Annotated in this window: 13 protein-coding genes; 1 reads left to right on the plus strand and 12 read right to left on the minus strand. The window is 43.1% G+C overall.

Translation table 11 applies throughout. The features are described from left to right. The first annotated feature begins 24 nt into the window (after positions 1-24). The gene (locus GQY27_RS08460; RefSeq protein WP_160033245.1) at positions 25-630 is read left to right on the plus strand and encodes a zinc ribbon domain-containing protein; all 606 of its coding nucleotides are present in this window, start codon (positions 25-27) and stop codon (positions 628-630) included. A 208-nt stretch (positions 631-838) separates the two neighbouring features. Here the strand turns inward: GQY27_RS08460 and GQY27_RS08465 are convergent, their stop codons facing one another. The 12 genes from GQY27_RS08465 to GQY27_RS08520 form a co-directional block, all read right to left on the minus strand. Further along, positions 839-1948 carry a prephenate dehydrogenase gene (locus GQY27_RS08465; RefSeq protein ID WP_160033247.1) on the minus strand — a complete coding sequence of 370 codons (1110 nt, stop codon included), beginning with the start codon at positions 1946-1948 and terminating at the stop codon, positions 839-841. A gap of 10 nt (positions 1949-1958) precedes the next feature. Then, a complete protein-coding gene (gene hisC / locus GQY27_RS08470) occupies positions 1959-3056 on the minus strand; it encodes a histidinol-phosphate transaminase (protein WP_160033249.1) in 1098 nt (365 codons plus the stop codon). 41 nt (positions 3057-3097) lie between these two features. Then, positions 3098-3916 (minus strand): tryptophan synthase subunit alpha, encoded by an 819-nt coding sequence (gene trpA / locus GQY27_RS08475; RefSeq protein WP_160033251.1) that lies wholly within the window; start codon positions 3914-3916, stop codon positions 3098-3100. Further along, positions 3913-5109 (minus strand): tryptophan synthase subunit beta, encoded by a 1197-nt coding sequence (gene trpB, locus GQY27_RS08480; protein WP_160033253.1) that lies wholly within the window; start codon positions 5107-5109, stop codon positions 3913-3915. The genes trpA and trpB overlap by 4 nt, the downstream gene beginning before the upstream one ends. Then, the gene (locus GQY27_RS08485; RefSeq protein WP_236570536.1) at positions 5106-5804 is read right to left on the minus strand and encodes a phosphoribosylanthranilate isomerase; all 699 of its coding nucleotides are present in this window, start codon (positions 5802-5804) and stop codon (positions 5106-5108) included. Before GQY27_RS08485 ends, trpB begins: the two co-directional genes overlap by 4 nt. Then, positions 5805-6602, minus strand: a complete 798-nt coding sequence (gene trpC, locus GQY27_RS08490) for an indole-3-glycerol phosphate synthase TrpC (RefSeq protein ID WP_160033255.1) — start codon at positions 6600-6602, stop codon at positions 5805-5807. Beyond that, positions 6586-7635: an anthranilate phosphoribosyltransferase gene (gene trpD / locus GQY27_RS08495; RefSeq protein WP_160033660.1), complete on the minus strand. Its 1050-nt coding sequence runs from the start codon at positions 7633-7635 to the stop codon at positions 6586-6588. The genes trpC and trpD overlap by 17 nt, the downstream gene beginning before the upstream one ends. Before the next feature lie 21 nt (positions 7636-7656). Beyond that, positions 7657-9219 carry an anthranilate synthase component I gene (gene trpE, locus GQY27_RS08500; protein WP_160033257.1) on the minus strand — a complete coding sequence of 521 codons (1563 nt, stop codon included), beginning with the start codon at positions 9217-9219 and terminating at the stop codon, positions 7657-7659. Between the two features lie 527 nt (positions 9220-9746). Further along, positions 9747-10124, minus strand: coding sequence for a chorismate mutase (aroH, locus tag GQY27_RS08505; protein WP_160033259.1), 378 nt, complete (start codon positions 10122-10124; stop codon positions 9747-9749). A 6-nt stretch (positions 10125-10130) separates the two neighbouring features. Then, positions 10131-11225 (minus strand): 3-dehydroquinate synthase, encoded by a 1095-nt coding sequence (aroB, locus tag GQY27_RS08510; RefSeq protein ID WP_160033662.1) that lies wholly within the window; start codon positions 11223-11225, stop codon positions 10131-10133. 2 nt (positions 11226-11227) lie between these two features. Further along, positions 11228-12397, minus strand: a complete 1170-nt coding sequence (gene aroC / locus GQY27_RS08515; protein ID WP_160033261.1) for a chorismate synthase — start codon at positions 12395-12397, stop codon at positions 11228-11230. A 159-nt stretch (positions 12398-12556) separates the two neighbouring features. Then, entirely contained in the window at positions 12557-12736 is a 180-nt protein-coding gene (locus GQY27_RS08520) for a hypothetical protein (RefSeq protein ID WP_160033263.1), read from the minus strand. Positions 12737-12804 lie beyond the last annotated feature (68 nt).

Here is a 12804-nt window from a genome sequence, read left to right on the forward strand (position 1 = left end):
CTTGCTCTGAAAATGCCAAAAGATATGGAATGGATATCATCAAATTCAGAAAAAGGATCACGAAAGTATGTATGCAGCAAAAAAAATGAAATTGGTCGTTGTAAAAGCCCGAACTTCGATCAACCTAGTTTAAATAATGCTATTTTAAAATTGATTTCTAACATTGCTAAGAATCGAATTGACCGAAACGATATATTGCCTGAAATTTCAACAAATTCTGATTCAGATAAAGAAATGTCTACTATTAGGCAACTTAACAAGGAGTTATATGATTTAGAACAAGCAGAACAAAAGTTGTTTGATGCTTATTTCCTTCATAGTAAAATATCTGAAATACAATACGAGAATACCATCAGAAGGTATTCTAAAAGAAAAAAAGAAATAATTAAACTAATGGAAAAAATACCAATGCCTAAATCTAAATCGTTTGGTGATCTGGGTGATATTATTGATGAATTAGCAGAAGCTCTTGAAGTACTGAACGATGAAGATAAAAGACGATCTGTAGAACTCTTAGTCGATAAGATCGAACCTGGGGAAGTTACACTTGTTCATTTCCGTTGGGGTGAAGTAAAAGAGATATTCCCAAAAAGTCACTTTAAATATAAAAGCAAACTCTTCCTCTTCTAAAAAAAAAGAGGCCGCAAAAATCGCGGCCCGTCGCCCATTTTCGGGGCAACACAGTTATTGGATAGGAGTGGAGAGAAACCATACTGTACTTTTATTATATGTATCCGTTTTCATTTTGTCAACCATAATTATACATTTATTTAGGATCTTGCATATTCGCATAAAGAAAGCGGTTTTATAAACAAAGAAAGAGGGCTTTCCCTCTCTCTTAGCTTCGTACGGTATAACCCAGATTAGTAAGAAGTTCAATCGCTCTCTCCATATCCTCTTCCTGCCGAAAGGACAGTCTGAGAATGCCGGGTACATCTTCTCTGCTCTCAATGATCTGCATATTGCTCAGATTGATCCGAGCCGTCCCCAGTTCCGTAGCAATCCGGCCAATAATCCCCGGGGTATCCGGAACATCAATATATATGTCAAATAAAGCATTGATGATTCCTTTTCTTCGCTCCGGTAATTGATCTCGAAAAGAACCGGCTTCACGAAAAGCGGCTTCGATTGCTTCCCCATTACTTTCCTCCAGCACCTGAGTAAACTGGCCTACTTGCTTATTCCAGTCCCTAAGAAGCCGCAGTAATACATCACGGTTGCTAAGTAGAATATCACGCCATACTACCGGGTCGCTCGATGCAATACGGGTAATATCACGGAATCCTCCAGCTGCAAGCAGCTGATATAAGGGTTCATTTTGGTTATAGCCGCTGATCTGATTAACTAATGCTACTGCAATAATATGAGGCAAGTGACTAATAGCGCCCACGATATCATCGTGATGTTCAGGTTCTACCCGAATGACTTGTGCTCTAGTATAAGACAGCAGATGATGGAGCTTATTATAGACGTCTTCCTTGATCTCTGGCTGAGGTGTAAGAACATAATATGCATTTTCAAATAGCAGCGGTGAAGCCGCCTCTACGCCAGACCGCTCTGAACCTGCCATTGGATGCCCGCCTATAAAATACACATCTCGAAAATTGAGTGTCTTCGCAGCGGATGTAATCGAGGCTTTGGTGCTGCCTACATCCGTAATGATACAGCCTTTCTTTAGCGGGAGTTTATTTAGTTCCTGAAGATAATAATTCAGCATGCCGACCGGTACACTTAAAAAAATAAAATCGGCACCCAGTGCTGCCTCTTCAATGGATAAGGTCGCATGATCAAGTACGCCGCTCTTTAGGTATCTTTCTTGAATTTCCGGTTCATGCGCATAACCGACTACTTCTATTCCCGGCTTCCCTTTAAAACAAAGGGCGAGAGACCCTCCGATGAGTCCCACGCCAAAGATTGCAATTTTGCAGTTTATTCCTTCTGTTCTCATTCCGAGTCCACTATACTTCCGAGCGTTCAGGGGTAAGCGCATGCTCTAGAGCTTTGATGAACGCTTGATTCTGTTCTGGGGTACCTACAGATACCCGGATGTAGTCAGGATAAACCTGGAACCCAGAACGGATAATGATCCCTTGTCGCAGTAAGATATCAAACATTTCGGCAGCCGGTCTGCCAATTTGTACAAGTATAAAATTACCTTGTGAAGGGAAGTAGTGAAGTCCTAAACGATCAAATTCGCTTTGCAAATAAGTAACACCTTGACGATTCTTATCACGGCAATCTTTTACAAAGTCTTGATCTTGCAGAGCCGCACGAGCAGCAACCTGACCAAATCTTGTCGTGTTAAACGGTTCTCTGACTTGATTAATTAAAGAGATTACTTCGGAACTCGCGATCCCATAGCCGATCCGTAAAGACGCAAGTCCATAAATCTTGGAGAATGTTCGCAGTATGACAAGGTTACTGTATTTCTCCAGCATAGGAATCGTTTCTGGATAGGATTCATCTGTAACAAATTCAAAATAAGCTTCATCAAGAACGACCATCACATGGGAAGGAACACGTTCCATAAAGGAAATAAGCTCTTTCTCGGTGATAATGGTGCCTGTTGGATTATTCGGATTACATACCCAGATTATTTTTGTTTTGGAGGACACTTTTGATAACATACCTTCTAGATCATGCGTACCGTCAACAAGTGGAACCTCAATACTTACTGCTCCTTCAATATCTGCATTACTCTTATATACTGAAAACGTTTGATCCGCCATGATCGTCTCGTCACCGGAAACAAAAAAAGCTCTAGCGATCAGGGCAATGATTTCATCCGAACCTGCGCCAAAAATTATTTGATCTTTTTGCACACCTAGATGTACGGCAAGATCGGCTGTAAGCTCTCCTGCTGAACCATCTGGATAGATACTCAGATTTGCAAGTTCTGCCTGAATTGCATCCCTCACAAGCGCCGAACTGCCATAAGGATTCTCATTTGATGCAAGCTTAATCACTTCACTGAGTCCCAACTCTTTTTTCACTTCTTCAACGGGCTTTCCTGGTTTATATACGGGTAAATTGCCAATAGTAGACTTATGTTTCATAAACAAGCCCTCCCTCGTGGATAATAAAAAAATATCCAAAATTATACTTTTAATTGTGCCACAAACTGGCGTATTTGCAAAAGTCCTTTTTCCTTCGTATCTGGATTTGATAACAAAGGAATCGTATTTTCGATCTCTCTCACAATGGCACTGCCTACGATAACTCCATCACAAATTTCAGAAAAATGCTCTACCTGTTCACGGCTGGATATTCCAAAGCCAACAGCAACGGGAAGCGTTGTATATGATTTTACTGTTGTAATAAATTCATCTACTTTCTGGTGGAACGCAGCTCTCTCTCCTGTTACACCTAGTGATGATACACAGTAAATAAATCCTCTAGCGCTGGAGACAATTTTCTTTATTCTTTCCTTTGATGTCGGCGCAACTAGGGGTATAAGGTGAATATTAGCACGATCCGCATACTCACGAATCTGTGCAGATTCTTCAATGGGAAGATCCGGAATAATCATACCGCTAATATCATGCTCTACTAGCAAGTCAAAGAAAGATTCCAGACCTGTCTGAAGCACGGGATTGTAATATGTAAAGAGTACAAATGGCAGCCTCACTCCCGCCTCACGTGCACGTTTAGCTGTCTCCAAACAGGTACGAATCGTAACCTGCTGTTTTAGTGCTCGTTCAGAAGCACGCTGAATAACAGGTCCATCTGCAAGCGGGTCAGAATAGGGAACCCCTAGTTCAATCACATCAGCTCCTGCCTTCTCGAGTTCAATAATGACCTCAACAGTCGTGCTCAGATCTGGATCTCCCACGGTTATAAAAGGAATAAGTGCTGTTTTGCCGCTCATCTGCAGCGTTTGGAAGGCCTCATCCATCCGGTTTAATCGGATACTCATGCGAGTCCACCTCCCGTATATTTCATAATCGATTCCACATCTTTGTCTCCTCTGCCTGATAGACAGATGACAATGATCTGATCTTTCTTCATGGTTGGTGCTAGTTTCACTACTTCTGCAACCGCATGTGCAGATTCAAGTGCAGGAATAATCCCTTCAATTATGCTTAATAGCTGCAAAGCATCAAGCGCTTCTTGATCTGTTATAGGCACATACTGTGCACGTTTGATATCCTTCAAATAAGAATGTTCTGGACCAACGCCCGGATAATCTAGTCCAGCCGAAATTGAGTGAGCCTCTTGGACTTGCCCATATTCATCTTGAAGTAGATAACTCATTGAGCCCTGGAACACCCCTTGGGTCCCCTTGCTCATCGTTGCGGCATGAAATTCTGTATCTACCCCTTTGCCAGCAGCCTCACAGCCAATTAGCTGCACCTCTTCATCTTCAATAAAAGGATAAAACATACCGATCGCATTACTTCCGCCGCCAACAGGTGCAACCACTACATCCGGAAGTCTGCCTTCGGTATCCAAGATTTGACGACGGGTCTCATCACCAATCACACGCTGAAAGTTACGGACCATGAGCGGATATGGGTGAGGTCCGACTGCAGAACCTAATATATAGAACGTATCTTCCACGTTACTCACCCAGTATCTTAAGGCCTCGTTGCCCGCATCTTTCAGCGTGCGAGAACCTGACGTAACCGGAATGACTTCCGCTCCGAGTAAGTTCATACGGAACACATTCAGCTGCTGCCGTTTTGTATCTTCTTCACCCATAAATACTTTACACTCCAGACCTAGCAGCGCTGCAACGGTAGCAGTAGCTACTCCGTGCTGTCCAGCTCCTGTCTCTGCGATGACCTTCTTTTTGCCCATTCGTTTTGCAAGAAGCCCCTGAGCGAGCGCATTATTAATTTTATGAGCGCCTGTGTGATTCAAATCTTCTCGCTTCAAATAAATTTTTGGACCGCCCAACTGATGACTAAGGCGTTCAGCGTAATAGAGAGGTGTTTCTCTGCCTGAATATTGTTTTAACAAATAACGGAGTTCCTCATTAAATTCATCATCTTCGGAAAAACGTTTAAATTCCTCTTCCAGTTCAATCAGTGCATTCATTAATGTCTCAGGTACATAACGTCCTCCAAAAGGTCCAAAACGACCGTATACATCCGGTACCAGTGTCATGCCTTCTTCACCCTTTCCACAAAAGCTGTCATTTTACTCAAGTCTTTGATTCCATTTGTCTCTACACCGCTGGATACATCAACACCACCCGGTGCATACCCATTCACAAGTTCATGTACGTTATCAGGTTCTAACCCTCCCGCTATAAAGAGCGGAATTTGCATTTTCCTTGCCCATAGCTGATAGGGAATGCTGCGTTCCCAGCAAAAAGTACGGCCAGAACCGCCTCCGTATACAGGATCAAAAGTATCTATAAGAACGGCATCTATTACTCCTTCATAGGGAGCGAGACTTAGATCTATATCTTCAGCCGCCTGGTTAGGATCGTTATTCAAAGAGAACACTTTGAATACATTCACACCAAACTTAGCTCTTAGTTCTCGGCATAATGCTGGAGATTCATCACCATGCAGCTGAATTACATCCAGCGATACTTGACGAAGAACTTCTTCAATCTCCTCTACTGAGGGATTTACGAATACCCCAACAGATCTGGGTAATGGACGCACTTGCCATTCTGACAATACTTTCACTAGATCTGCTGCTTGTGCTGCAGTCACCTGACGCTTTGATCTTGCAAAAACGAATCCAATAAAATCGACAGTTAAGTGTTTCATAGATTTTAGCACTTCAACGTCCTGAAGTCCACATATTTTTACAAGCGGCTTCTCCTTCACTTTAGAAATAGACATCATTTAGTTCCCCGTTCCCATCATCTCAAGCACGGCTTCACCCACATTTTCGTTACGCATAAACTGTTCTCCGACTAAAATTCCTTTTGCCCCTGTTGTTTTTAAAAACTCAACATCCGCCTTTGTTCTTATCCCGCTTTCACTAATTAAGGTGATGCCGGCAGGAACCCGCTGTGATAGAAGTGCAGTTGTATTCAGATCCGTTTCAAAGCTTTTCAGATTCCGATTATTAATTCCAATAAGGGTGGCAGCATTCAGATCAAGCACCTGTGTAAGTTCGTGCTCATCATGCACTTCAACCAGAACATCAAGACCAAGGTCCTTAGCGTACTGATGATAGGCTCCCATCTGTTCTTGTGTCAGTATGCTGGCAATAAGTAAGACTGCATCAGCACCGATTAAGCGTGCCTCCGCAATCTGAAGCTCACTAATAATAAAATCTTTACGAAGTAAGGGAACGTTCACCGCATTTCTAATCTCCGTTAAATAGGCAGCCTGGCCCTGAAAATATAATTCGTCTGTCAAAACGGATATACAATCCGTTCCTGCCTCTTCATAGGCTTTGGCAATTTGTACGGGATCAAAATCAGGGCGAATTAATCCTTTTGAAGGGGATGCTTTCTTTACTTCTGCAATAAGTCCCATTCCGCGAGGATGAACTCTTGATAATGCCTGCTCAAACCCTTTCGTATTAGGCATTTGTGCAATCTTTCTTTCGGCTGCAGTAAGATCAAAGCTTTGCTTAAGCTTTGCTACTTCTTCTATTTTGGTGGCTACAATGCGTTCAAGATACGTACTCATGGTCATATTCCCCCGTTTTCTGAATAAGTTGTGTAAGCTTTGCATAGGCTTTGCCCGAATCAATAGCCCCCTTCGCCATATGAACACCTTCAGCCAAACTTCCCGCAAGGCCGGTTACATAGATTGAAGCACCGCTGTTCGCAAGTACGATATCACGATAAGGGCTCATTTCACCCGATAATACACTTTTTATAATCTCCGCATTTTCAGCCGCATTGCCGCCAAGCACACTCGTCAGCGGATGTACACGCAGGCCAAGGTCGCTAGGATGAATATCATACGTATGAACTATTCCATCCTTAAGTTCTGAAACCTTTGTTTTGTCTGAAATACTGATCTCATCAAGACCGTCATAACTTGCTACTACGAGTGCTCTTTTGAGACCAAGTCTTCCTAGTACCTCAGCAATAATCTCTGTCTTGTTGATATCATATAGTCCTAATACCTGCCGATCTGCTCCAGCTGGATTGGTAAGCGGACCAAGCATATTAAATACGGTACGAAAACCGAGTTCTTTACGCGGTGCTGCAGCATACTTCATCGAAGGATGATACAGCTGAGCAAATAAGAAACAAATATTGATTTCATCTAAACAAGCCTTAGCTTGAGTGTTATTCAGGTGAATATTTACGCCTAATGCTTCGAGAACATCCGCGCTTCCAGCTTTACTGCTTGCGGAACGATTACCGTGTTTAGCTACCCGTACCGATACGGAGGAGGCAATGATTGCTGAAGCTGTGGAAATATTAAACTTACTAATACCAGAGCCTCCGGTACCGCAAGTATCCAGTAAATTTTCTTGGTCCGTTATCATCTTATTAGCAGAACTTCGCATCGCCTGAGCAAAACCTGTAATCTCATCCACCGTTTCGCCCTTCATGCGAAGTGCTGTTAACAATCCGCCAATTTGCGAGGATGTCGCTTCCCCATTCATGATACTGGACATAACAAGCCTTGCCTCTTCCTGCGACAGATGATTTCCACCTAATATCTTATTTAGACCCTGCTGGATGGCAGTTACGCTGCTTAGCATATTCATGATTTCTCCTCCTCCTTATCCTTTATGATTTGATGACATACAAATATAGTCTTGGTTAGCATACGCTGGAGCTGATGGCTCTGCAGGAAACATTGCTTCTGCGTAGCGAATAGCGGTCAGCAGAGCTTTTGCCTTATTTACAGTTTCCTCATATTCTTTTTCCGGTACCGAGTCCCATACAATTCCTGCCCCTGCTTGCACGTAAGCTTTACCTTCTTTAAAAATAATGGTACGGATCGTGATGCAAGTATCCATATTACCTGTAAAACCGAGATACCCGATTGCGCCTGCATAAGCCCCTCTCGCTTCACGTTCCAGTTCAGCAATAATCTCCATTGCTCTCAGTTTAGGAGCCCCCGATACCGTACCTGCTGGCAGACATGACAGAAATGCATCAAAGAAATCACGATCTTCTCGAAGTGTGCCGGAGACATTGGATACCATGTGCATGACATGCGAATACTTCTCAATTTCCATATAGGAATCGCACTTGACGCTGCCAAACTCACTGACTCTCCCAATATCGTTCCGACCAAGATCCACTAACATGAGATGTTCTGAACGTTCTTTCTCATCCGTAAGTAAATCTTGTGCAAATTCAGCATCCTGTGCTTCTGTCTTACCTCGTGGCCTAGTTCCGGCAATAGGTCTTGTCTGCACGCGACCACCATCCACTTTTACAAGCGGTTCAGGTGAAGTGCCGACGATGATTTCTTCCTCCATTTTCAGATAATACATATAAGGGGAAGGATTAAGTGTTCGAAGTACACGGTATACTTGAAGCGGCGATACATCCGTTTCGATATGAAAACGCTGGGATAATACGACTTGGAAAATGTCTCCCGCCCGAATATATTCCTTAGCCTTTTCCGTATTTGCGATAAATTTTTCTTTTGTCAAATTCGAGTGTACCGTCCCCAGCTCCACAGAGTCTGGAATTGATCGACGATTTACATTTTCCGCAGGTCCTTCTTCCGCCAGCTGGCTTGCGAGCTGTTCGAGCCGATCTGTCACTCTTTGATAAGTTTCAAGAATATCTTGATCCAGATCTCCCGGATTCACATGTACATTGCCAACAAGCAGGATCTGCTGCTTCACATGATCGAAGACGATAATTTCATCACAGAACATAAACTGAATATCTTCCATTTGAAGATCATCCACCTGATGCTTCGGAAGTTTTTCATAATATTGAAGCAAGTCATATCCGAAGAATCCAATAGCTCCGCCAGTAAAGGGAGGCAAATCTTTTATTTTTGGACTGCGATATTGTCTAAGCAGTGCTTTCAATTCTTCAATCGGTTTTGCTTTCATTTGTGATTTCTCACCTTTATGTGTGAGTGTTAACACACCATTCTTCCCTGCTATCGATAAAAAAGGAGCTGTGCCAATAAAAGAATATCTAGCCCACTGGCTGCCTCCTTCCACACTTTCCAGTAAAAAGGCATATTCCTCATTTGCAAATCGGCTAAACAATCGAATAGGTGTCTCCATATCGGCCAAAATCCGCTTTACCACAGGAATGAGATTATATTCTGTTGCTAATTTTAATACTTGCTGTGCTTCGCTATTCATCATAAAACTCTCCTTTTTCATTGAGATAGGCAGAGTGTAGATGGATGGAAGTAGGATATGCTTACGCAAAAAAACCTCTACGAGAACGTAGAGGTTTATAAAAACAATAATAAAGTTAAGGTATACAGCATGATCCGATCATGGAGGTTTATTTAACTATGTACAAAGAAAGAGTCTTATCCTAAGATACGTAATCCTACGTAATCAAAGGGCCTATGAACTCTTCTCCACAGCATCCATATTTCTATAAACATGGCCCATGCCGTGATTCATATGTACAAGATATTGTTAAAATCCATGTTCATCTCTCCCTATTGGTCCATACACTAAAGTATGAATCAATGGGTTGTTCCTCACTCTTTATGCTACCCATATGCGCTACCGCACATAAGCCATAAATCATAGGAACTCGTCTCAGCTCTGCTATACTCTACTTAATTAAAGTTTTATCTAAACTCTAAACTCTTCTCATCTCTGCTAACAATCACTATACATTACATCTACAGGTTTTGGCAAGAAGCCATTTTCACCTATGTATTCGATGATTCTGCTAAATCCGGCCGCAAAGCCTTAGCTCCATTCAGATATACGTGAGCCATTTCCTTTTGCGTTTTGTCTGTATTCACATGAATCATGAATCGAATACATCTCTCAAGTGATCCTTTGACAGGTACCTCCTGGGAACACATGAGGGGAACAAGCTCCCATCCCTGTAATTCACGAATGGACTTGGCAGGAAATGCTGCATCCAGATCTTTCGTCAGCGTAATCCATACGCTGCATATCGCCTCAGGATCGAGCGAATTCTTCTGGACGATTTCTCTGAGAAGTTTGCTCGTTTCATTCACAATATCTGCTTCTGTATTGCTGGCAACGGTTGTTGCACCGCGAATTCCTCTTGTGTACATCCGATCTTACACCTCCTTTTTCAGTTCCTCAAGCACCAGGCGAACATCTTCGGTCCGCACATCTTTGGCAATCGTAACCTCACCAATCGCTGTTGGAATAATAAAGACCATATGACCTTCTCTGAATTTCTTGTCATGCATCATCGCAGACATAATATCTTCACTACTTAGATGCCCAGGGAGAGAAGTCGGCAGTCCAATTGCCTTAAGCATCCGTTTTGTGTCTTCATATAGGGAAGCATCTGCTCCTCTCATGACACCAAGTTTAGCGGATCCAACCATTCCGATGGAGATGGCTTCTCCATGAAGGAACTCCCCATAACCAGCAATGGCTTCAATCGCGTGACCAATGGTATGACCTAGATTCAGGATGGCGCGAATTCCGTTTTCTTGCTCATCTTGAGAAACAATCTCTGCTTTGATCGCACAACCTTTGAGTAGTCCATACGCTAAAGTATCCTTATCAAGAGCTAATAACTGATCTGCATTTTCCTCGCACCAATGCGCAAATTCTGCATCCCTAATCAGTCCGTGCTTAACCATCTCTGCAAGCCCGGCGGATATCTCGCGGCGCGGTAGTGTGAGCAGCGTGTTTACATCATATAAAACAAGCTCTGGTTGATGAAAAGCACCGATCATATTTTTGGCAAGTGGATGGTTAATCGCTACTTTTCCGCCCACACTGCTGTCATGAGCGAGGATCGTAGTCGGGATTTGCACAAATTTGATTCCTCGCATATAAGTAGCAGCTACAAATCCAGCTAAATCTCCAACCACTCCGCCTCCAAGCGCAAGAATAGCCGAGCTGCGATCCAGCTTCGCTTCAATTGCACTTGTCATCATCTCTTCATAAACCTTTAGTGACTTCGAGGTTTCACCGCTTGGTACCACAGTAGAAGCTACAGTATACCCTGCAGTTTTTAGAGAAGTGAGAAGTGTATCAAGATAATGAGGAGCAACTTTCTCATCCGTAATAACAAGCAAAGAACTTTTTATGCTGATTCCATGCTTCTGAATATAGTCTCCTGCTTCTTCAAGAAGTCCACCGCCAATATAGATTGGATACGATCGTTCGCCGAGGTCAACCTTTAACTCCCGCATCATTAGTAACGCTCCAATTGTGCATTATAGTTATCGAGGTTGGCCCGGATCTCCTCTATAGAATCCCCGCCGAATTTCTCCAAGAATGCTTTAGCAACTTCAAAAGCAACTACATGCTCCATTACCACACTCGCAGCAGGTACAGCACAAGCATCCGAACGTTCAACCTGAGCGGTAAACGGCTCTTTTGTATCAATGTCTACACTTTGCAGCGGTTTATAAAGCGTCGGAATGGGCTTCATAACGCCGCGTACTTTTATTGGCATACCATTCGTTACCCCGCCTTCAAAGCCGCCAAGGCGATTCGTAGCACGGTGGTATCCTTTCTCTTCCGTATACAGAATTTCATCATGAACCTGGGAACCAGGAATCGTGCCTGCATCAAATCCAATTCCAATCTCTACACCTTTAAATGCGTTAATGGACATAACCCCTTGAGCAATACGTCCATCAAGCTTCCGGTCATATTGAACGTAGCTTCCAAGACCGACAGGTACACCTTCCACAATACATTCTACGATCCCGCCGATTGAATCGCCTTCTTGCTTAATCTGATCAATATAAGCTTCCATCTTCTTCTCTGTTGCTTCATCCGTAACGCGAACCGATGAAGCTTCTGTACGAGCACGCAGTTCTTCTAGCGGCAAATCTTCATAAGGAGCTTCAATCTCCCCAATCCGAAGCACTCTGCCGGCAACCTCTATTCCAAACTCGGAGAGTAGTTGACGTGCGAGCGCACCCACTGCAACACGTACCGTTGTTTCTCTGGCACTAGAACGTTCTAGTACATTACGGAGATCTTTCAAATTATATTTAAGTCCGCCGTTCAAATCTGCATGACCTGGACGCGGGCGATGTACCCGGCGTTTCTCTTCATCATTGCCTTCGATCGGTTCAATGTTCATAATATTACGCCAATGTGTCCAGTCTTTATTTTCAACAACGAGCGCTACTGGTGCACCGGTTGTATATCCGTGACGAATTCCACCCACAAATTCAGCGGTATCTTTCTCAATTTGCATACGACGGCCTCGGCCATATCCCTTTTGACGGCGATGGAGCTGGAAATTCAGTTCCTCAAAATCCACCTTCATATTGCTCGGAAGACCTTCAACGATTGCGGTTAATTGGGGTCCGTGCGTTTCCCCTGCGGTTAAATAACGAAGACTCATAATACGTTCCCCCTTTATACTGTTAAGCTTTAAACTGCTAAAATCTTTAATCTTTGATCATTATAGTATAGCATGTTATCTTTGACAAGAAATGTTCTCATTCATAAAAAAACACGCAGATTCAAATGGACGAATCTGCGTGTTCTCTATTACGTAAGTTTACTTGTTTCCCATCAGACTGGTCTGCTTGGATCTCATACTGTTCTGTAGATTACTATCGGGCTTTATGCTGCCAAGAACCTGTCTCAATTGAGAAGGATCGAGTCCAAGAATCTGAGCACATTCCAAAATGCTAATCGTTCCCTGCCGGTAGGCAGTAATCACTGCTCGCTTATCCATCACTTTCGCCTCCAGATCTATCCATCCTATCTGATTGCTTCAGTATGAGACATTCCAGCTGTTTTTTA

The organism is Paenibacillus sp. An7, assembly GCF_009870785.1.
In the GTDB taxonomy this organism is placed as follows: Bacteria; Bacillota; Bacilli; order Paenibacillales; family Paenibacillaceae; genus Paenibacillus.